Source organism: Burkholderia sp. MSh2, assembly GCF_000731655.1.
In the GTDB taxonomy this organism is placed as follows: Bacteria; Pseudomonadota; Gammaproteobacteria; order Burkholderiales; family Burkholderiaceae; genus Burkholderia; species Burkholderia paludis.
The window spans coordinates 14448-35716 of sequence record NZ_JPGM01000083.1 but is presented as its reverse complement, the minus strand read 5'-3'; the positions used below and the strand labels follow the sequence as shown (position 1 = coordinate 35716).

The window sequence follows — 21269 nt, the reverse complement described above, 5'->3', positions numbered from 1 at the left end:
CCCCCCGGCCGCCCCCCCCCTCGCGCCCCCGCCCTTCCGATTCCCGTCGCACGCGCCTCCCGCCGTCGGCCGCCAGCGCCGGCGCAATATCCATTCCGCCAGCGCCGAATCAGCATCCGCCCGGGTGCGCGACCGGGCCCGCATCGTGCTATGTTTTTATTATCGGCACCGGCCCGTTGCAACCGGCGCCGCCCGGAATCGACGCATTTCGTGAGCGCTGCCATGTCCGACGCATCCCACACCCTCGGCTCGCAAGACCGCCTTGAGCTGCTTTGCTGGCTCACCTGCGGCAACCTCGGCGCGTTTTACCTCAACGAATCGTGGCCGGACGCCGCGTTTCACGTCCAGGCGGCGCACCGCTGGCTCGACCGCCATCACCGCCAGGCCGACTGGCTCGCGATCGCCCGGCTCGCGGCGGTCGCGCAGGACATCGCGAAGCGGCACGCCGGGTTCGTCGACGCATCGTGGGCGCGCGACGCGGTCGAGGAAATCGTGGATACCGACGATCTCGACTATCGGGCGAAACTCGTGCAATGGGTATACGAAGACTGCTGCAAGGCGCTCGCCGACAAGCGGCTGGCCGATTGAGCGCATGCGCGCGAGCCGCGGCATCGCGCGGCCGCCCGTGATTGCGTCGAGGTGCGCGCGGCCGTCGCGACGACCGGCGGGGTCGGTGCGCCGTGCACCGCCCCGGGCGCCGCCGCGCGCGGTACGCGCTTACAGCAGCGACTTCGCCTGCGAGAGCACCTTGTCGCAGATCTGCTTGGTCGCCTGCTGCTTCAGGCCGCCGCCGCTCAGGTCGAGCTTGCTGCCGTTGCCTGCGTCGAGGATCCCGCTCGCGCCGCTCGTATAGCCGCTGTCGGACGACGCGTTGCCGCCGAGCTTGCCCATCAGCGCGTCCTTCACCGACGACGCGCCGCCGGCGCCCCCGCCGAGATAGTTGTTCTGGATGCAGAACTGCAGCAGGCCCGCGACGTTGCCGGTGCTGCCCGGCATCAGCGACGAACCGCCGCCACCCGTCAATGCGCCGCCGAGGCCGCCGAGGTTGCCGAGCGCACCGCCCCCCGCGCTGCCGCCCGAGTCGCCGCCGCCTCCGACCTGCTTCAGGACGTCGCCCAGCTGCGCATGGGCCACCGAAAACGGCGCAAGCCATCCGATCAGCGCGCCTGCAACGGCCGCGCGGTAGAAACGTGCGTTCATGTAAAGCCTCCCGGTTGTGACTGCATGAGTACCGCGAATCGAATCCAAGGATACTCAATCGACCTGCGCATGACAGCCCCCGTGAGGCTGCCGGATGCACCCGGCGGCGCGAATTTTCGACAATTTGACAAAGCTTGACGTCGCTCGCGGCGGCGGCGGCCCGTCGTTCGCGCGACGGGCGTCGCGCGGCACGCCGCCCGACACGGATACGGATGCCGCTACGCGTGCCGTGCCCGCGATCCGGGCCGCGCCGCGGCGACGGCAACGATCGCGAGGATTGCACCGATCGATGCATACGGCATGGCCGGATGCACTTCGTACAGCATGGCGCCGACGAGCGGACCGATCACCATGCTGAGCCCCTGGGCCATCGACATCGCCCCCGCGCAGGCGGCCTGCTCGTGCGGCGCCACGCGCTCGCTCGCCAGCGCCGCCACCGCGGGAAACGCCGCGCCCATTCCGCATGCCGCGACCAGGTAGCTCGCGCACACCCACAGCGGCCGGGCCGCATCGGCCATCAGGACCGAGGCGAACCCGGCGGCCGCCACGAGCGCCCCCCAGCGCAGCCACTGCGCCGGCGCGACCGACCGCAAACGCCCGACCAGCGCCTGCGTCACGATCAGGCCGAGGCCGGCGCTGCCGAGCACATAGCCGGTCGTCAGCGGCGCCGCCGCCGCGCTCACGCCCAGCCGGTCGATCACGTAGAAGCCGAGCGCGCTGTTCGCGATCATCACCGCGCTGTACAGCGCCAGCGCGCTGAACCAGGGCAGCCGCAGCCGCGCCTCGGTCGGTTTCAGCCGGGGCGGCGCCTGCCGCGTCGCGTGTTCGCCGCTGTCGCGCAGCCGGCGCAATCCGGCCAGCCCCGCCAGCGGCAGCAACGCAAACACGCCCAATGCCAGCGTCATGTCGTGCCCGGCGATCCAGCCCGCGAGCGGCGGCGCGACGACCATCCCGACGGCGCCCGCCGCGCCGAACCGGGCGATCGCCGCCGCGCGTCCCGTCACGGCCGTCCGGTCCGCGATCCACGCGGTCGCGGCAACCGGCAGCCCCGCGTAGCAGCCGCCCATGGCCGCACGCGTCACGAGCAGCGCGACGAAGCCGACCCAGACGGCCGGGACGGCCGAGCCGCCGTTGCGCAGCGCCCATCCGACGTAGCCCGTCAGCAGCAACGAGCTGGCGACGAAGCCGCCGATCGCCGCGCGCATCGCCGGCAGCCGGCCGCGCTGGTCAGCGGCCCGCGCCCAGCGCGGCGCGGCGAGCATCCAGACGAGCCCGACCACGCCGATGATCGCGCCGATGTGCAGCGGTTCGAGCTTCATGCGCCGCGCCATCGGGCCCGCGATCGTGACGAACGCATAGGTGCCCGCCACCATCGCGAAGTTCGCGAGCAGCAGCGGCAGGAACGACGCGCCGGCATCGGCCGGCGCGTTCAGGGTGTCGGTGGAGGCGGTGGACATGGATCGGTTCGCAAGGAAGAAATGAAGGGAGGCCGGCGTGTGCCGGCCACGTCGGCCCGCCCGTGCGGGCGCGCGGCGTCGCCGGCGCCGCGGCGCAGCGCCGCTGCACGTGCCGGTCGCCGGGCGACCGTCGCACCGCGCACCGGTCGCGAAAAAGCGCCCGGGCATCCCGCATCGACGTCGAACGGAAGCCGCATGCCGTCAGTCCGCCCGCTGCCATGCAATCGCGAGTTCGCGATTGCGCGACATCAGGACCAGATGCTCGGCCATCACGTACTGCATCTGCGCCAGCTTGTCGGCCGAATCGGTTTCGCAGCGTATCCGCAGCAGGTCGCCGGTACGCTCCATCCGGCAGGTGCCGTACGGAAAGTCGACCGTCGCACGGTGCGCGTCGAACACGACAGGCACCTTGATCGCGTAGTGCTTGCACAGCTTGAACAGCACGCGATCGGCCTGCGCGCACGTGACTTCCGCCGTGCTGACGAACGGCGCCGGACGGATCTCGGACTCGACACACACCGTCATGCCGGCACCTGCGCAGCGCGTTTCAGGAAGCGCGCCCACGCGCCGGGAACGGGCTGCGGGGCGCCCGCATCGGACATGACGGACGGACAGCGGCATGCGGCGGACCTCATGCTATGGAATGCTGATGGATTGGAGATTCGTGACAGGGCTTTCATGACATCGGTTTCCAAATTGAACGAACCGGCGCGGCGCGCCGGCCATGCCGTTACATTTCGGCGGTGACACTCACCGCGACGCGGCGCCCCTGATCGACCAGCCAGTTGCCGTTCACGCCGGTCGCACGCGTGCGGTCGTCGATCGGAACCATCCTGTTGGTCAGGTTCAGCACGGCGAAGTTGACGGAGAAACGCTTGTCGATCCGGTAGCGTCCGCCGAGATCGAAGGTCGTCGTCGACGGCCGTTCGCGCACGCCCTGCGCGCCGTTGCGGAACGCCGCCCAGTATTCGCTGCCGATGTAGTTCGCCGTCGCGTACAGGTCGAGCTTGGCCGTGGGCGTCCAGTCCACCTGCACGTTGAATTTGTGCTTGGGCGTCTTGTCGAGCGGATAGCCGTCGAGCGAGCTGCCGTTGAACGCCTTCTCGCCGCTGCCTTCGCGGCGCGACTGGGTCAGCGTGTAGGTGCCCGACACCTTCAGCGTGCGCAGCACGCGCGTGCCCGCCCCGAGTTCGAGCCCGTACAGCTTGACGCGGTCGATGTTGTCGTACACGTAGAGGTTGCGGCCCGGCGAGCGCGGGTCCGGCTTGCCCGTGTCGTAGCTCGACACCTTGTTCTTGAACAGGTTGTTGAACAGCGTCAGCCCGGCATAGGTGTCGCCCATGTCGTAGCGCACGCCGAGTTCCTCGGTCAGGCTCGTTTCCGGCTTGAGATCCGGATTGCCGCACAGCGTGCCGGGCGTCGCGCCCGCCGCGCCGCCCGACGTCATGCAGTAGCCGCCCGTGCTCTGGCGCAGCGAAGGCGGCCGGAAGCCGGTCGACACGCCGCCGCGCACCGTCCACGCCTGGCTGAACTTGTAGACGCCGTAGACGCGCGGGCTCACGTGGCTGCCGTAGCGATCGTCGTGATCGAGCCGCACGCCCGTCGTCAGCGTGAAGCGGTCGTTGAAGAAATAGTCGTTTTCGCCGAACAGCGCCCATGCGTCGCGCGTGACGCGATCCGCGTTGGAGCCGTGGCCCTTCGGCACCGCATCCTGCACGCTGACGCCCGACAGCCGCGACCAGATGTGCTGTCCGCCCACGGTCAGGATGTTGCGCTCGCCCCACCACGGCACCTCGGCCTTGGCCTCGAGGATCGTGTCGGTCAGCGCCGGCTTCACCGGCGAACGCCCGACCGGCGTCCACTGGTCCTGCACGCCGCGCTCGCCGTACAGCGACACCGTGGTGTTGCCGAAGCCCCAGCGGCCGTCGTGCGTGATGCCCCAGTAATCGCGCACGTGCCGTGTCTCGGTGATCGCCGTCGCGGCCGTGCGCGGCGTGAGCGGCGCATCGCTCTTGCCCGGCGTACTCAGATAGGTGAGCTGCTCGTGCCCGACGTTCACGCTCACGTCCTGGTTGCTCGCGGGCTTCGCCGCCAGCTTCACGTCGAAGCTGCCGATCCGCTGCCCGTTCGCCCCGCCCGTTCCGCTGTTCGGGTAATAGATGCTGTCCTCGCCGCGATGCAGGAGGCGGCCCGACGCCTGCAGCCCGAGCACGTCGGATTTCAGCGGGCCGCCGAGCCAGAAGTCGACGCTCTGCGTATCGCCCTGGTTCGATTCGAGCTGCCACACGCTGCCGGCCGTGATCGTGGCGCCCCAGCGCTTCGGGACCTTGCGCGTGATCACGTTGATCACGCCGCCCATCGCGTCGGCGCCGTACAGCGACGACATCGGCCCGCGCACGACCTCGATCCGCTCGATCGCGGAAAGCGGCGGCATCAGGTTCGACTGCACGCCCGAGGTGCCGCGATTCATCGTTTCACGCGTGTTCTGCCGGCGACCGTCGACGAGCAACAGCGTGTACTCGCCGGGCATCCCGCGAATCGAGATGTCCTGGTCGTTCGGCGACGCGCCGACGACGCTCACGCCCTCGACATTGCCGACGATCTCGGCCAGCGACGTATAAGGCTTCGCCTCGATGTCGTTGCGATCGATCACCGAGATGCTCGCGGGCGCCTCGCGGATCGCCTGCTCGCGACGGCTGGCCGTGACGACGATTTCCTTCAGCGCGGTCGGGGCCGGCGCATCGCCGGCAACCGGCGCGGCGGCGACGGCCGACGCAACCGCCGGCTCGGCCGGCCGCTCAGGCGCTTGCGCCCACGCGCCCGACACGCCCATCAGATACAGGCCGGCAACGACGGCCGGCTTCATTGCAAGGTTCGCAGCTTGACTCGACATGGTGGCACTTTCGACGTTTCATAATGTGATTGATTCTCATTTCCATTATGAAATATGTAATGTGCCGAAATATTTGCGTAAGCTTCGAACTCGTTTGAGCGGCGTCGGCCGCGCGGTCAGCGGCGGTCGCTGCGGCGCGCGAGCGTCGGCGTGACGCCGAAGCGGCGCTTGTAGGCGGTCGCGAAATTGGCCGCGCTCGTGTAGCCGGCCAGCGCCGCGGCCTGCTTGACGCTGACCGCGTCGCGCTCGAGCGCCAGCCGCGCGCGCTGCAGGTGATGCTCGCGGATGAAGTCGAACACCGTCGTGCCGTAGGCCGCGCGGAACTGCCGCTGCATCGCGTTGGCGCTCATACCGGCGTGGCGTGCGATATCGTCGAGCGACAGATCCTGCGCGGCATCGCTCGCCAGGAACGCGCGCAATTCCGCCATCCGGCGGTAGTCGCGCGATCCGAGCGCCGCGTCCGCGGCCTGCCGCGCCTGCGCGTCGGCCTCGAGCGGCGCGAACGCTTCGGCGAGCAGTTCCAGCACCCGGCTTTCCAGGTAGATCGCCTGCAGCATCGGCTGGCAGGTCGGCGGCCTGACGATCTGCTCGGCCAGCGCGGTCGCGCGCGGCGTCGGCTGCCAGAAGCGGATCGCCAGGTGCGCGGACAGCATCGCATCGAGCCGCTCCGGCAACGCGCCACGGCTTGCCGCCTGCAGATGGCCCAGCCACTCGCCCGACATCGCCAGGCTGACCCGCCGCGCATAACCGCCCTTGCTGAGCCGCCGGCGGAACGTATCCGGCTGCACCGCGTTGAGCAGGAACGACTGCATCCGGAGCGAAGGCGGCGGCGCGGCGCGGCTCGCGCGACGCCCGTCCGTCGTCAGCACCACGCGCCGGTCGCCGTACGACACGTCGAGCGCGCCTTCGAGCAACAGCACGAGATGCAGGCCCGGCGTGCACTGCCCCGACATCACCGCGTCGAGTTCGTCGGTCGCGTCGTCCGCGTGGATGCACAGGCCCGGGCGAACCTCGCGGATCCGCGCAACGTGCGCGGCATGGCGATGGCCGCCGGAATGGAAAGCAGCTGACGTTTGCGCTGTCATGTCGTGATACCCCGTCGCGTGCGCCGTGCGCCCGCACAAACTGTTTCGTCGCTGGATCAAACAGCCGGCATGCGTCGATGCCCCGCTGCTCGGCTACAATTAAATGAGAATTATTATCATTTATATCGTATCGGGAGTCGTGTGAAAAAGACAAGTGGAATGTGGGCCATGCTCGGCGCATGGATGTGCGGCTGGCTCGCGATGCATGCGGCGCACGCGGACACGACCGTGACCGACCTCGCCGGTCGGCAGGTCAAGATTCCCGCGCGCGTCGAACGCGTGCTGCTCGGCGAGGGGCGCCTGTTGCCCGCGCTCGCGGTCGTCGATCCCGATCCCGCGCGCCGTCTCGTCGGCATGATGGGCGATTTCGAGCAACTCGACCCGGCCAGCTATGCGCAATGGCTCGACCGGTTTCCGCACCTGAAGGACGTGCCGCGCATCGGTCGCTCGCAGTCCGGCAGTTTCAGCGACGAACGGGCGCTCGCGTTGCGCCCGCAAGTCGCGATCTTCGGTCTCGGCGGCGGCCACGGCCCCGGCGAGCGCGACCGCGAGACGCTGGCGCGGCTCGAGGCCGCGGGCGTCGCGATCGTCTTCGTCGACTTCCGCCACGACCCGCTCGCGAACACGACGCGCAGCATCGCACTGCTCGGCCAGGTGCTCGGCGCGCCGCAGCGCGCGGCGGATTTCAACGCCTACTGGCAGGCGCAGCTCGATCTCGTCCGCACCCGGCTCGCGAACGCGAAACCGGCCGCGCCGAGCGTGTTCCTCGAAAGCCGCGTCGGCCTGTCGAGCGATTGCTGCGACACGATGACGGGCATGATGGGCCGCCTGCTCGACGCCGCCGGCGGCAACAACATCGCGAAAGGCCGCGTGCCCGGCGAGCACGGCACGCTGAATCCGGAATACCTGCTCAGCCGCCAGCCCGATTTCTACATCGGCACCGGCATCGGCTCGACGCAGACGCTGCAAAGCGCACCGCTGCGCATCGCGCTCGGCGCCGGCGTGTCGCGCGACACCGCCACCCGCTCGTTCGACCGGTCGCTGCAGCGCCCGCAGATCGCGCCGCTGCGCGCGGTCCGCGAGCGTCGGGCCTACGCGATCTGGCATCACTTCTACAACTCGCCCTTCAACGTCGTCGCGGTGCAGGCCCTGGCCAAATGGCTGCATCCCGCACTGTTCGCCGATCTCGATCCGCGCAGCACGTTCGACACCATGGTGCGACGCTTCCAGCCCGTTGCGCTGCAAGGCGAATACTGGGTGCAGGAAGGTTCCTGACATGGCGTCGCCCTCTTCCACGATGCGCCGCTCGCTGCTCGTCGCCGGCCTCGCGGGCTCGCTCGGCGGCCGGCTCGCGCCCGCCTTCGCCGCGCAGGCGCAAGGCTGGCCGGCGCTCGACACGGCGCCCGCCGTCCAGGTGCCGAACAGCCATCAGTTCGACGTGACGGTCGCCGGCAAGACCCGCCGGCTGTTCGTCGCGCTGCCCGCCGAACCGGCCGGCGCCGCGCCCCATCCGGTGCTGACCGTGCTCGACGGCAACGCGCTGTTCCCGCTTGCCGCGCAACTCGTCCGCAATCGCCGCGCGCGGCCCGACGGCACGCCCGATGCCGAACCCGTCGTGCTCGGCATCGGCTATCCGACCGACGGGCCGTACGACATGGCCGCCCGCGTGGACGACTACACGCTCGCGCCGCTGCCGGACGGACGCAGCCTCGCCGCGGATCGCTTCCTCGATTTCATCGAGCACGAGGTGCAGCCCTGGCTGGCCCGGCAGGTATCCGTCGACCCGGTGCGCAAGACGCTGTTCGGTCATTCGTACGGCGGCCTGCTCACGCTGTATGCGATGCTCACGCGCCCACACCTTTTCGGGCGCTATGTCGCGGCGAGCCCGTCGATCTGGTGGGGCGACCGCGCGCTGCTGCCTTATGCCGACCGGTTCGCCGCGCAAGCGGCGCCGCTCGCGCCCGCCCTGCGGCTGCTCGTCACCGCGGGCAGCCGCGAGGAAGACACGTCGAATCCCGACGCCGAACGCATGCGCCGGCAACAGGCGCGCAGGCAGGTCAGCTCCGCCGGCGATTTCGTCCGGCGCGTCGGCCGCCGTCCGGGGCTCGATGCCGCATTCCACCTGATCGACGGCGAGGACCACGGCGGCGTCGTGGTACCCAGCGCGATGCTCGCCGCGCGCATCGCCGGCGAACCCGCCACGGGAGACGCCGCATGAGCGCCACGTCACCCGCTGCCGCCACTGCCGCCGCTTCGCTGAAGCATCGCTACCGCGCAGTCGCCGCGCGACGCGTCGGCGCGCTGCTGTTCCTCGCCGGCGTGCTCGGCGCCCTGCTCGTCGTCGACGTCGGCACCGGCCCTTCGCCGTTCCCGATCGCGGATCTCGTCGCCGGACTGTTCCGGCCGGATGCGCTGCCGCTCGAACAGCGCGTGATCCTGTGGGACGTGCGCCTGCCGTACGCGCTGATGGCCGTGCTGGTCGGCGCGTCGCTCGGCCTCGCCGGCGCCGAGATGCAGACGGTGCTGAACAACCCGCTCGCGAGCCCGTTTACGCTCGGCATGTCGGCCGCCGCGAGCGTCGGCGCATCGCTCGTCGTGATCTCGGGCTGGCACGTCGTGCTCTGGAACGAGAACATCGCGCTGTCGCTCGGCGCGTTCTGCTGCGCGAGCCTCGCGACGCTGCTGATCGTCTGGCTCGCGTGGCGACACGGCGCGACCACGGAAACCGTCGTGCTGTTCGGCATCGGCCTGATGTTCAGCTTCGAGGCGCTGCTGTGGCTGCTGCAGTTTCTCGCGGACGCGAACGCGCTCCAGCAGATCGTGTTCTGGAGCATGGGCAGCCTCGCACGCGCGACGTGGAGCAAGATCGCGCTGCTGTCGTGCGTGCTCGGCGCCTGCGCCGTCTGGGCGAGCTTCGACGTCGCGTCGCTGACCGCGCTGCGCGCCGGCGACGAACAGGCGCGCAGCATGGGCATCGCGGTCGAGCGGCTGCGGCTCGTCACGCTGGTGCGCATCAGCCTGCTGTCGGCAACCGCGCTGTCGTTCGTCGGCACCATCGGTTTCGTCGGCCTCGTCGGGCCGCACGTCGCGCGGCTGCTCGTCGGCGACGAGCACCGCTACTATCTGCCCGGCGCCGCGCTCGCCGGCGCGATCATGCTGGCCGGCGCATCCGTGCTCAGCAAGACGCTGATCCCCGGCGTGACACTGCCGATCGGCATCATCACCGCGCTGGTCGGCGTGCCGATCTTCATGATCCTCGTCAGCCGGCGCAGGAGGCTCGATGGATAAGCGCGCCCTGCACCTCGACGGCCTGACCGTGCGTTACGGCGCGCGAGTCGTGCTCGACGGGCTGTCGCTCGCCCCCGTCATGCCCGGCACGATGATCGGCCTGCTCGGGCCGAACGGCGTCGGCAAGTCGACGCTGCTGCGGGCGCTCGCCCGGCTCGCGACGGCGCACGGCCATGCGGCGTTCGACGGGTTCGACCTGCTGCGCGGCTTGCGCCGCGAGCACACGCGGCAGGTCGGCTACCTGCCGCAGACGCTGCCTCAACCGTCTTCGCTGCTCGTGTACGAAGCCGTGCGCAGCGCGTTGCGCGCGACCTGCGGCGGCTTGTCCGACGCGGCGCGCGACCTGCGGCTGCAGCAGGTGTTCGAGCGGCTGCGGCTGCAAGCGCTGGCGATGTCGCCGCTCGACCGGTTGTCCGGCGGGCAGCGGCAGATGGTCGGGCTCGCGCAGGTGCTCGTGCGCGAAACGCCGCTGCTGCTGCTCGACGAACCGACGAGCGCCCTCGACCTGCGCTGGCAACTGCTCGCGCTGGAAGCCGTGGGCAACGCGGCGCGCCGGCGCGGCGCGGTCGTGGTGGTCGCCCTGCACGACCTGAATCTCGCGTCGCGATTCTGCGACCGGCTCGTGCTGCTGGGCGCCGACGGCCTCGTCGCCGACGGCGCGCCCGCCGACGTCTTGACGCCGCAGCACTTGCGACGCGCGTACCGCGTCGATGCGCGGGTCGAACGGACGGCGTCGGGCGATTACGTGGCGCTCGCGGAACGCGCGATCATGGACGACATGCAGGACTTGTGCGACGCGTAAACGGACACCGGCCGCGCCGACGGCCGGTGTCGCTTGCGGACATCCGTTCGGTATCGGTTCACCCGCCTCGCCGCACCAAAGTCGAAGTCGAAGCCGAAGCCGAAGCCGACGCATAGGCCAGCGACAACGCACGACCAACATACGGCCGACGCACACAAAGCATCATAGAATCGCGCTGCGGGACCAACCGGTCCCGCCCGCCGCGACATCGGCATGTGCACGTGCGATCGCCGTGCATGCGGCGGCCTGCTCCTCAACCTGCAAGGACGATCGCGTGATGCGTGCATACCGACTTCTGCTGACGGCCGGCGCCTCGGCCATGCTGGCCGGCTGGGCGACGGCGGCCCAGCCGGCGCCCGCGACGCCATCCGCCGCTGACTGTCCGTCGCCGTCGTTCGCGCGCTACCCCGCCCGCCCGGGAACCGCGCCGCCTACGCCGGCCCGCGCGCCGCGGCTGACCGGCAAGGAAGCTCGTCTCTACCGCACCGTCATCCGCGACGAGTTCACGCAACCGGCCAATTTCGCCGGCCACTACCGCGTCGCGATCTGGGGGTGCGGAACGGATTGCCGGAATTTCGCGATCGTCGACAAGTACACCGGTGCGACGTATACGATGCCCGGCATTCAGGCCGTCGCGGGCGTGATGGGCAACGACGAGGAGCGCGTCGATTTCCGCCCCGACAGCAGGCTGCTGATCGTCGCGGGCTGCTTCAACGACGATTGCGACGACAGCAACGCGAAGGCCGCGCGGTTCTTCTACGAGTGGACGGGTACGCGCTTGCGGCCGATCGGCGCCTGTCCGCTGGCGATCGAGCCGATTCAGTAGCCCGCGCGACCTGCACCGACCTGCGCGATCGTTCCGCCGGTACACCTTTGACGCCCCCACCCGCGATGTCCATCCACTTCAGCTTCGACGACGGCCCCGGCCCCTCGACGCCGCCATTGCTCGACGTGCTGCGCGACGCATCGTGCCAAGCGACCTTCTTCCTGCTCGGCAAGCATCTGGCCGGCGCGCTCGACGTCGCCGCGAGAATGGCGCACGAAGGCCACCGGCTCGGCAATCACACTCATTCGCACGCGCGGCCGGGCGCACTGGCGGACGACGTGCTGGTCGACGAGATCGAAACGACCGACGCGCTGATCCGTGACGCCTATCGCCAAGCCGGCATGCCCGCGCCGGACGCGATTCCGCTGCGTCTCCCGTACGGGCTGATGCCGCACGACGATCGCACCGGCGTGCTCATGCGCCTGCAGCGCGAACACACGGGCTGGACCGCGATACTGGACGACTGGCAGCGGCCGGCACCATCGCCGCAGGTGCTGTTCGACGCGATGTGCGCACATGTCGACGCCTGTACGGCGCGGCATCGCGACGTGCTGTTCTGCCTGCACGACGGATCGCGGCACGGTGAAGCGCGGCCCAACACGGTCGAAGCCGTGCGCCTGTTCCTGAACCGGAAGCGCTGAAGCAATCGACCGTCAGTGTCCGCGCGCGGCGTCGCCCAGCAAGTGACGCCAGCCACCGAGAAAACCGATGCCGGGCCCCGGCACCCACAGGCCGCGCTGCGCGGCTTCCAGATGGATCAGCGTCTGATCCGCGCAGAACAGCGCCGTCAACGCATCTCGATTGGCGCGCATCCAGTCCGGTGCGCGATCGGGACGCGTCTCGACATAGGTGAGCAGGCCGGCCTCCCATCGCTGCGCGTCGAATACGAAGCGATCGTCCCGCCCCGCATCGCGCGACAGCGCGAATGACGCGAACGCCGCCTCGAGCCATTGCGTCCCCTGCCCGACATCGTCGAAGTCGAGTACGCCCTTCACCGCATGGCCCTCATACAGCAGGTTGCCGGCGTGATAGTCGCCGTGCAGCCAATGCGCCGGCCCGGTCAGCCAGCGCGCGGCGGCATCGAGAAGCGCGCCGATCCGCCGGAGCACCGTGTCGTATTCGCCGTTCAAGTCGTCCGGCAACGCCGGCATCGCACGCGCCGCGACGCGCGCATGGCGCGCCGACAGCCACGCCAGCGGCGCCGATTCGCCTGCCGGTATCGCGGCCAGCGCCGCATGCAGATGCGCGAGCACGCGCATCGCATCGCGTGCGCCCGCCTGCGCGTCGTCGGGCAAGCCGGGGCGGCCGTCGATATGCTCGAACAGATGCAGCCAGCGTCCATCGGCCGTCTGCACGCCGGATTGCGCATCCACGGTCGGCCGCAGCCGCGGCAGCGCGGGCCGCATCGGCGCCGCGTGCGTTCGGTCGAGCTGGCCGAGTATCGTCGCCTCGCGATGCACCTGCTCGACCGGCTTGCCGGACCACGACACACGCAGCACCGCACGCCCCGGATCGCACTCGACGAGATACGTTTTGTTAGTATGGCCCGACGACAGCGCCTGCAGGCGCGCCGGCCGCAGGTTCCAGTGCCGGTGCAGCCACGATGCCAGCGTTTCCACGTCACTCCTACTTGTTGCATTGACCATGTCAGAGCGTCCTTCAGCCCGCATGCGGGACATCAACATCGAATGGCTGACGCGCGCCGCCGAATTCGACCATCTGTTCCAGACCCGTTGGCTCGGCGAGCGCTTCTTCCATCTGCCCGGCGACATGCTCGCGCTCCAGGAACTGATCTGGCGCGAACGCCCCGACTGTATCGTGCAAACCGGCATCGCGGCGGGCGGCGGCGTCGTGTTTTCCGCATCGATGCTGGAATTGGCCGGCGATCGCGGCCATGTCGTCGCGATCGAACCGCGCCTGCGCGACGAGGTCCGGCAGCGCCTGCAGGCGCACCGGCTCGCCCATCGCATGACGCTGATCGAAGGCGAGTCGTGCGCGCCCGACACGCTCGCATCGGTGCGCGCCCGGATTCGCGACGGCGCGCGCGTGATGGCGATCCTCGATCTCACGCATACCCACGCACACGTGCTGCGCGAACTCGAATGCTATGCGACGCTCGTGACGCCCGGCAGTCACGCGATCGTGATGGATACCATCATGGAATACCTGCCCGAGTCGATGTTCGACGGCAAGCCGTACGGCAAGGGCAACAATCCGGCCACTGCCGTACGCGAATTTCTCGCCCGCGACGACCGCTTCGAGGTCGACCACGACATCGAGGACCGCGTGCTCATGACGCTGTCGCCAGGCGGTTTCCTGAAGCGAGTGCGCTGATCAGGCGGGCCGCCCGCGCCGAGCCGTCGCCGGCGTAACTCGCGCGGATTCGCGCCGCCTGCTCGCGCAACGAACCGGGACGCAACAGGCGTTCGAGCGCATCGGCGATGTCCGCCACGCCGGCCTGCTGCAGATCCAGCACGCAACCCGCGCCGGCGCGCTCGACGAAATGCGCCGAATGAAACTGGTCGTTACAGAACGGCGACAGCAGCATCGGCACGCCGCACGCAAGCGACTCCATCACCGAATTCGCGCCGCCGTGGCTGACGAACGCCTGCGTGCGCCGCAGCAGCGCCAGTTGCGGCGCATAACGCACCGCGACCACACGGTCGTCGTCGGCCGGCAGCAGATCCGAGTCGACCAGTTCGCCCACCGACAGCACCAGTTGCGCGGAGGTCGCACGCGTCGCGTCGATGACCTTCGCGAACACATCGGGGTGATAGTAGAGCTGGCTGCCGAGCGACATGTAGACGAGCGGGCGATCCGCGTCGAGGCGTTCCCACGGGAACGGCGTCTCGTCGCCGCGCGGGCCGGACGGCAGCGCCGGGCCGACCAGTTCGACACCCGGCGGCGGCGCGCCGACCAGCGCGTCGGTCGTGAATGCGAGCGTCAGGTGCGGCGACAGGATGTCGCAACCGCGAAAGCGCGCGTCGAGCCCGTAGCGCGCGAACAGGCGCGTGCGCTCCGGAACGAGCCATCGCACGGTGCGCAGCAATTCCGAATCGAGATCGTCCGGCAGCACCGGATTCAGCGAATTCGACATCGACACCCAGGGCAGCCCTTCCAGCTCGGCGGCAATCGCCGCGGCATAGAGCAGCGGATCGATCACGACCACGTCGGGCCGCCAGTCGCGCAGCACCGCGCGGATGCCGTCCACCTGCGCGGGTGCGAGATCGATCAGCAGCGTGCGGATCCAGTGCCGCAGCCAGTCCGCATCGCGAATGTTCGCGGCGAAACTCGCGCCGCGCGACAGGTCGTGGCGTTCGGGCATCTCGCGCGGCCCGACGAACGCGAAGCCGCCCGCCCCGTCGAGTTGCGCACTGATGTCGGCCGGCGCGTAGAACGCGACGTCGCAGCCGGCGGTGCGCAGATGCTGCGCCGGGCCGATGCAGGGATTGACGTGCCCCTTCTCGGGCACCACGCAAAACAGGATGCGTTTCATGAGCGAATCAGGTTGATCGATGCGTGGCATCGAGGTGGTCGAGGATCAGCGACAGCGTCGTCCACAGTACGCGTTCGGTATCCGCCTGCAGCGTGGGCGCGGCCAGACCGAGCGCATCCGCGAGTGCACGCGTGCGTTCGCGATCGAGCAGCGGCGCGAGGTCCATCGCGGGTGCGAGCCGCCCGCGCTTGGGTCCGTGCACGAGACGGTCCGGCAGGTTCAGGCGCGCGCCGAGATCGCGCAGGCATTGCTTGTCCGGATCGGGCGCGACGCTCGTCAGATGCGCGACGACTGCGGTGTCGACGAACGGCGGATGCAGGTCGACCGACGCCGCATCGAACAATGCGTGGCACAACGGCAGATAGTTGGCCGACCGGTCGCGGCGCAGCACCTGGTCCGCACCGTCGCCCGTGATGGCCACCTCGATGCCGTCGGCGGCCATCGCCTCGGCCAGCAGCAGCTTCGCGACCGGATGCAGGTTGAACATCGGCTCCTCGACCGCATGCGTCGTTCTGGGCAGCGCCGCGACGAAATCCGCCTCGTTCGCGCGCACGATCCGCACGGCAGCCTGCATCTGCGCGGCCAGTTCGAGTGCGGCGTCGCGCTCGCAATAGTCCGGCAGGTCGGTCACGAGGACATAGCACGTCACGTGCGGCAGCGCGCCGAGTTCGCGCAGCAGCGCAAGCAACAGCGCCGAGTCGAGCCCGCCGCTCAACGCCAGCGCGACGCGCTTGCCGCTGTCGAGCGCGCGTTGCAGCGACGCGCGCAGCACGGTTTCCAGATCGGCATGCCGTGGCTGCTCGAGCGCCGGCTGCACCGTCAGCCCTTGCGGCGAGCGGATCAGCGCGTGTCCGGGCGGCACCGCAAGCACGTCGCGCAGCACGGTGCGTCCGACCAGACGCGCGCCGCCCAGATAGCCCGCGATGGCTGCCGCGTCCGGCTCGCCGGCCGGTTGACCCGACATGCGCAGGACCTCCCGGATGCCGGACGCCGTCGCGCCGCTGCGCGGATGGTAGTGAAGCCGGTCGAAGCCGAACGGGTCGCGCGTACCGACGATCATGGATAACGAGCCTTCAAGGTATTCACTTCAATGCGTTTCAGGATGCGATGCGGCGCCATCGGCGCGCTGCCGCCCTGGCAATGCAGGCATGCCTCGAGCGGCGCTTCGCGTTGCAGATACGCGAGCATCGCGTCGAGCATGCCCGCGTCGTCGCGCAGCGGCAGGCCGTCGGACCGGAAATCCTTCTCGCCCTTGTAGAGCGTGTGGAAATGCGCCGGCCGCGTGCACGTGTAGAACATGCCGTCGCGAATCATATGGCAGCGCTCCCGAATCCAGCAATCGTGATACAGGCGCTGCGCGGCGTCGCGATCGGTGCCGGGCTGCGCCCGGTTCATCGTCGTGAACACGTCCTGCACCTTCCAGTTCAGGCGTACGTCGAAACGCGCGGCCTGATGCTCGATGTACGCGATCAGGTCGGGCGCCAGCGACGGCTTCGGGTAGCGCGAGATCGTCAGCGCATCCACCGCCTGCCAGAATGCGTCCTGCATCTCGCCGAGTTTCAGGCCGTTCGTCGTGACCGAGATCACGGGCGCGATGCCCGTGGCACGCACGCGCTCGACAAGCTCGACGAGCGCCGGGTGCAGCAGCGGTTCGCCGCCGACCAGCTTGAACATGCGCGGACGCAGCACCTTGGCGGCCTTGCGCAGATCGGCTTCGATCGAATCGGGGCTCGCGTGCCACTCGGGCAGCAGCGGCGACAGCGAACAGCATTCCGCGCAGGTCAGGTTGCAGTGATCGACGATATGCGCTTCCAGCGAACGCGTCAGGATGCGTCCGCCTTCGACACGATAGTCGCGATCCAGCGGCGGCGGGAACACATGCTGCCGCTCGCCGGACGGCACCGGATTCGGGATCGGGTTCGGATTCACATTCACTTCAGCGTCCTGCTTCCACGCAACGGAGAAAGAAAGCGACCAGACGGTCGCGCGCATCCGCCATCGCGGACGCCATCGTCACCGCGCCGTCCAGATGCGCCGCGAAACGCGACGGATCGTCGAGCCAGCCCTGCACGACCCACAGCTTCAGCGCGTGCTGCAGGCACGCGGCATCGACCGCCCATCCGATGTGCGCGGGATTCACCGGCCGCACCTGCCGATACGCGAGCACGAACGCCTCGGCCATCTGCGGCGCCTCGAGCGGCAGATGGTTCAGGCAACGCACCAGTTCGTATTCGCGCGGCGCACCGATCGACGCTTCCCAGTCGAGAATGAGCGGCGGCAGCGTACCCGTGAACAGATAGTTGAACTGGTTGTAGTCGTTGTGAATCGGATGTTGTGGATCGTCGGCGGGAAACGCGTCGATGCTGCCCGGATAGTAGCGGTCGAGCATGCGCAGCGCGAGATCGACGTAGCGGCGCAGGTGCGCGGCGCCGTCGTTCGAGCCTGCGCGGCGCGATGCATCGAGCAGGCTGACGCGCATCGCGTCCGCGTCGAGCGCGGCCAGCCGCGAGCGGAGCGTGTCCGGCGTCGGCAGGCGCAGTTGCTCGAGGCCCAGGTGCAATGCGGCCAGACTCGCGCCGAGCGCAGCCCACTCGTCACGCGAAAACGTATCGTAGGTTCTGAACCGACCGGTTTCCCAGCGCGTCAGCATCGCATGCGCGCCCGCGCCGCTCCACAACGGCTTGCCGGCAGTCGTGCGTTTCAGCGTCTGAACGTGACGGCGGGCGTCGCCGTGCGTTTCGAAGTGCGCGAGAACGGCGGCCTCCTTGGCCGCGCGAGCATGATGCTCGGGCGCGTACAGCTTGACCGCCACGCCGCCGTCATCGGTCGGCAGATGCCACACGCGTTCGCCGACCTGCCGCGGCGCGTCGCTTCCGCGAAGCGCATAGGCGCGGCGGATCGCGTCGAAGGTGGCGGCGAGCGGGCTCATTCAGATGTGCTCGGCCGGCCCGTGCCGATACGGATGACCGGTCAGGAACGTGTTGTGCCCGACGTAGCGCAGCTTGTACATCGCCGGCCGGAACAGCACCGATGGATCGTTGTTCGCGATGCCGAGCAACGGATACAGGTCCTGCCGTACGAAGAACGCGTTGTTGCCCATGTCGTCACAGCAGACGAGTTCGTAGCCCTTCTGCCTGCCGAGACGAACGAGCGACTCGAGACTCGCGCCGTAGTAGGTCGAACCGTCCCATTCGTGATCCGGATTGAAGCACATGACCCAGCGTTCGGGCGGCGTGTAGTACGGGTTGTATTCGATCACGACGATGCGCGGCCGGTACGCCTGCAGGCCGCGCCAGACCCAGTAGTCGTTGCCGTCGATATCGATCGACAGCAGGTCGAAGTCGGCCGGTGTGTTCGCATCGGCTAGCAGCGAATCGACCGTGTCGGGCTGGACGCGATCGTGGTGCAGCCGAACGCGGTCCGCGCCCGCGTAGTGGGCGGCCAGCTTGCCGAAGCGGTACGCGCTGCCTTCCACCAGCACGCCGGACCAGTCCTGTTCGCGCAGCAGTCGCGCGGTATTGCTGTTGCGCAGGCCGTCGCTCGCGCCAATATCGACGCAAAAGCGGTGGGTCGGCGCGATCCGCTCCATCAGGCGCGCGAGGATGCCCTCCTCGGTGCCCTGCGCATACAGGCTAGGCGCAAGGGCGGACAGGTCGAGCGGTAAGGGACGGTCCTGCATCGCGGCGGCGGCTCCGGGTCGGAATGGGATGGCGGGGGGTGTTCGGGGGTAATTTACTCGAAGTCGATTCGCGGGAGGAAACCGCAATTGACCCTAGCCCACGAGACTGTCCTATTTGAAAGTGGGAAATTCTGACATGACGTTGTCATCGAGACTAGGAGGTCATGTCGTGAAGAAGAGCACGCTCACCGAAGAACAGATCGCATACGCGTTGAAGCAGGCCCGAGCACGTGTGAGCGCGGGCGGAGTATGCGGGCACGAATAGCCGGCGCAATTTTTAGCTCGGTTTCCGCGAACACAAACGAACCTGTCCGCATTTTTGTGGGCGAGGCGGTTGAACAGCGCGTTATCCACGCGCCTGCATAAACCGCTCGCCGAACAGGATAGCAAACTGGTTCATGGTCAAGTTTGCCGTAAAACTCGCGCTCGGATCGGTCCAGAATTCCTAAAGCGGATCAAGCGTAAAGGCTCGCACCCCAACCCGCTCTACCCTCTCCACAACGTGTTCCACTAGACAGTCCCTCGAACAATCCTGCGCATGCCCCCAGCCCGCTGCATAGTCCCTCAAGTGGCTCGCATTAGCTCCGCCATCGGCGGCATATTCGTACGGACTGGAAATTAAGAAGCCCACACCGACAAACTGCCGATGTGGGCCTTTCGCATTTCTAGCAATACGCCTTACGCGCCTCGTCTAGTGTCCTCTACAGAGCAACACTGTCGTTGTCCCGACGGGACAATCCGGGACACATGAACGGTGGTCTTGGAACAACGCAGTAATTCTTACTCCTGCCCCTGACTCGTCAGGAACTCCTCGTAATTGCCGCCGAAGTCGAACAGCGAGCCGTCGGTACGCACTTCGATGATCCGGTTCGCCAGCCCGCTCACGAATTCGCGGTCGTGCGACACGAAGATCAGCGTGCCTTCGAACTGCTCGAGCGCGATCTGCAGCGACTCGATCGATTCCATGTCCATGTGGTTGGTCGGCTCGTCCATCAGCAGCACGTTGTGGCGGCCGAGCATCAGCTTGCCCCAGATCATGCGGCCCTTCTCGCCGCCCGACAGCACCTTCACCGACTTCTTGATGTCGTCCGACGAGAACAGCAGGCGGCCGAGCGTGCCGCGCACCATCGTCTCGTCGTCGCCGTCCTTGCGGTACTGGTCGATCCAGTCCATCAGCGTGATGTCGTTCGGGAATTCCTCGTACGTGTCCTGCGGCATGTAGCCGACGTTCGCGTTCTCGGACCACTTCACCGTGCCGTGCTCGAGCTCGAGCGCGCCCAGCAGCGAACGCAGCAGCGTCGTCTTGCCCGCACCGTTCTCGCCGATGATCGCGATGCGCTCGCCCGGCTGCACCGACAGGTTGAAGTTCTGGAAGATCGTGCGCTCGTACTTCTTCGTGATGTCTTCGGCGACCACCGCGACGTTGTGCAGCTTCTTCTCGAACTCGAAGCGGATGAACGGGTTCTGCCGCGACGACGGCTTGAATTCCTCGATCTTGATCTTGTCGATCTGTTTCGCGCGGCTCGTCGCCTGGCGGGCCTTCGACTTGTTTGCCGAGAAGCGGCGCACGAAGTCCTGCAGTTCGGCCACGCGCTCCTTCGCACGTGCGTTCGCCGCGGCCTGGCGCTCGCGCGCCTGCGCCGACGCGAGCATGTAGTCGTCGTAGTTGCCCGGCCAGACCTTCAGCGTACCGAAGTCCATGTCGGCCATGTGCGTGCACACCGAGTTCAGGAAGTGACGATCGTGCGAAATGATGATCATCGTCGAGTTGTACTCGTTGAGCGTGTGCTCGAGCCAACGGATCGAGTTGATGTCGAGGTTGTTGGTCGGTTCGTCCAGCAGCAGCACGTCCGGCTTCGAGAACAGCGCCTGCGCGAGCAGCACGCGCAGCTTCCAGCCCGGCGCGACGTCGCTCATCGTGCCGCTGTGGAATTTCTCCTCGATGCCGATGCCGAGCAGCAGCGCGCCCGCGCGCGCCTCGGCGTCGTAGCCGCCGTATTCGGCGAACTTGCCTTCGAGCTCGGCGGCGTGCATGTAGTCGTCGTCGGTGGCTTCCGGGTTCGCGTAGATCGCGTCACGCTCGGTCATCGCGGCCCACATCTCGGTGTGGCCCATCATCACCACGTCGAGCACGCGTACGTCCTCGTACGCGAACTGGTCCTGGCGCAGCTTGCCCAGACGGACGTTCGGCTCCAGCGCGACATTGCCGCCGCTCGGCTCGAGGTCGCTGCCGAGGATCTTCATGAACGTCGACTTGCCGCAACCGTTCGCCCCGATCAGACCATAGCGGTTGCCCTCGCCGAATTTGACCGAGATGTTCTCGAACAGGGGCTTTGGCCCGAATTGCATCGTGATGTTGGCAGTAGAAAGCACGGCAGGTCCCGTTAAGAGATAAATCGACGGAAAACCGTGTATTTTAGCAGGTGTCGGAGAAACTGCCGACCATGGCCGTTCCGGTCGCGCATTCCAGGCGCCGGATCCGCCGCCCGGCGGCCCGCCGGGACGACGGCACGCACCCCACGCCGCGGCCTTACCGGAGCCCC

20 protein-coding genes are annotated in these 21269 nt (G+C 68.4%); 8 read left to right on the top strand and 12 right to left on the bottom strand.

The features are described from left to right. The first annotated feature begins 222 nt into the window (after positions 1-222). Positions 223-588 (top strand): hypothetical protein, encoded by a 366-nt coding sequence (locus GQ57_RS34415; RefSeq protein WP_031403484.1) that lies wholly within the window; start codon positions 223-225, stop codon positions 586-588. Between the two features lie 129 nt (positions 589-717). On the opposite strand, the gene GQ57_RS34410 is transcribed toward GQ57_RS34415, so the two are convergent. The 5 genes from GQ57_RS34410 to GQ57_RS34390 all read right to left on the bottom strand — a co-directional run bounded on the left by GQ57_RS34410 (position 718) and on the right by GQ57_RS34390 (position 6635). Further along, the gene (locus GQ57_RS34410; RefSeq protein ID WP_031403483.1) at positions 718-1200 is read right to left on the bottom strand and encodes a DUF2501 domain-containing protein; all 483 of its coding nucleotides are present in this window, start codon (positions 1198-1200) and stop codon (positions 718-720) included. Between the two features lie 218 nt (positions 1201-1418). Next, entirely contained in the window at positions 1419-2657 is a 1239-nt protein-coding gene (locus GQ57_RS34405; RefSeq protein WP_034200201.1) for an MFS transporter, read from the bottom strand. Between the two features lie 201 nt (positions 2658-2858). Next, entirely contained in the window at positions 2859-3182 is a 324-nt protein-coding gene (locus GQ57_RS34400; protein WP_034200200.1) for a DUF2218 domain-containing protein, read from the bottom strand. Positions 3183-3387: 205 nt separating this feature from the next. Then, positions 3388-5550, bottom strand: coding sequence for a TonB-dependent receptor domain-containing protein (locus GQ57_RS34395; RefSeq protein WP_034200199.1), 2163 nt, complete (start codon positions 5548-5550; stop codon positions 3388-3390). Between the two features lie 116 nt (positions 5551-5666). Then, positions 5667-6635 carry a helix-turn-helix transcriptional regulator gene (locus GQ57_RS34390; RefSeq protein ID WP_031403479.1) on the bottom strand — a complete coding sequence of 323 codons (969 nt, stop codon included), beginning with the start codon at positions 6633-6635 and terminating at the stop codon, positions 5667-5669. A gap of 159 nt (positions 6636-6794) precedes the next feature. Between GQ57_RS34390 and GQ57_RS34385 the strand changes: the two genes are divergently transcribed. The 6 genes from GQ57_RS34385 (at position 6795) to GQ57_RS34360 (ending at position 12192) form a co-directional block, all read left to right on the top strand. Then, positions 6795-7910 carry an ABC transporter substrate-binding protein gene (locus GQ57_RS34385; protein WP_031403478.1) on the top strand — a complete coding sequence of 372 codons (1116 nt, stop codon included), beginning with the start codon at positions 6795-6797 and terminating at the stop codon, positions 7908-7910. Position 7911: 1 nt separating this feature from the next. Next, complete coding sequence (locus tag GQ57_RS34380) at positions 7912-8853, top strand: alpha/beta hydrolase (protein WP_034200198.1); 942 nt, start codon at positions 7912-7914, stop codon at positions 8851-8853. Continuing rightward, positions 8850-9923 (top strand): FecCD family ABC transporter permease, encoded by a 1074-nt coding sequence (locus tag GQ57_RS34375; RefSeq protein ID WP_034200197.1) that lies wholly within the window; start codon positions 8850-8852, stop codon positions 9921-9923. The genes GQ57_RS34380 and GQ57_RS34375 overlap by 4 nt, the downstream gene beginning before the upstream one ends. Further along, positions 9916-10725, top strand: a complete 810-nt coding sequence (locus tag GQ57_RS34370; RefSeq protein WP_034200196.1) for an ABC transporter ATP-binding protein — start codon at positions 9916-9918, stop codon at positions 10723-10725. The genes GQ57_RS34375 and GQ57_RS34370 overlap by 8 nt, the downstream gene beginning before the upstream one ends. 277 nt (positions 10726-11002) lie before the next feature. Beyond that, the gene (locus GQ57_RS34365) at positions 11003-11551 is read left to right on the top strand and encodes a hypothetical protein (RefSeq protein WP_034200195.1); all 549 of its coding nucleotides are present in this window, start codon (positions 11003-11005) and stop codon (positions 11549-11551) included. Between the two features lie 65 nt (positions 11552-11616). After that, positions 11617-12192 carry a polysaccharide deacetylase family protein gene (locus GQ57_RS34360; RefSeq protein ID WP_034200194.1) on the top strand — a complete coding sequence of 192 codons (576 nt, stop codon included), beginning with the start codon at positions 11617-11619 and terminating at the stop codon, positions 12190-12192. Between the two features lie 12 nt (positions 12193-12204). On the opposite strand, the gene GQ57_RS34355 is transcribed toward GQ57_RS34360, so the two are convergent. Next, a complete protein-coding gene (locus tag GQ57_RS34355) occupies positions 12205-13197 on the bottom strand; it encodes a phosphotransferase (RefSeq protein ID WP_174923056.1) in 993 nt (330 codons plus the stop codon). Here GQ57_RS34355 and GQ57_RS34350 point away from each other — a divergent pair. Beyond that, complete coding sequence (locus tag GQ57_RS34350) at positions 13196-13885, top strand: cephalosporin hydroxylase family protein (protein WP_031403471.1); 690 nt, start codon at positions 13196-13198, stop codon at positions 13883-13885. The genes GQ57_RS34355 and GQ57_RS34350 overlap by 2 nt on opposite strands. Here GQ57_RS34350 and GQ57_RS34345 read toward each other — a convergent pair. From GQ57_RS34345 to GQ57_RS34320, 6 genes are all read right to left on the bottom strand, one after another. Beyond that, on the bottom strand, positions 13842-15047 hold the full coding sequence (locus tag GQ57_RS34345; RefSeq protein WP_031403470.1) for a glycosyltransferase: 1206 nt from the start codon (positions 15045-15047) through the stop codon (positions 13842-13844). The genes GQ57_RS34350 and GQ57_RS34345 overlap by 44 nt on opposite strands. Positions 15048-15054: 7 nt before the next feature. After that, on the bottom strand, positions 15055-16107 hold the full coding sequence (locus tag GQ57_RS34340; protein WP_034200192.1) for an asparagine synthase-related protein: 1053 nt from the start codon (positions 16105-16107) through the stop codon (positions 15055-15057). Then, positions 16104-16982: a 4Fe-4S cluster-binding domain-containing protein gene (locus tag GQ57_RS34335; RefSeq protein ID WP_034200191.1), complete on the bottom strand. Its 879-nt coding sequence runs from the start codon at positions 16980-16982 to the stop codon at positions 16104-16106. The genes GQ57_RS34340 and GQ57_RS34335 overlap by 4 nt, the downstream gene beginning before the upstream one ends. A 1-nt stretch (position 16983) precedes the next feature. Further along, positions 16984-17976: a phosphotransferase gene (locus GQ57_RS34330; protein WP_034200190.1), complete on the bottom strand. Its 993-nt coding sequence runs from the start codon at positions 17974-17976 to the stop codon at positions 16984-16986. After that, the gene (locus GQ57_RS34325) at positions 17977-18726 is read right to left on the bottom strand and encodes an FkbM family methyltransferase (RefSeq protein ID WP_034200189.1); all 750 of its coding nucleotides are present in this window, start codon (positions 18724-18726) and stop codon (positions 17977-17979) included. 780 nt (positions 18727-19506) lie between these two features. Then, positions 19507-21099 (bottom strand): ABC-F family ATPase, encoded by a 1593-nt coding sequence (locus GQ57_RS34320; RefSeq protein ID WP_034200188.1) that lies wholly within the window; start codon positions 21097-21099, stop codon positions 19507-19509. Between the last annotated feature and the right edge of the window lie 170 nt (positions 21100-21269).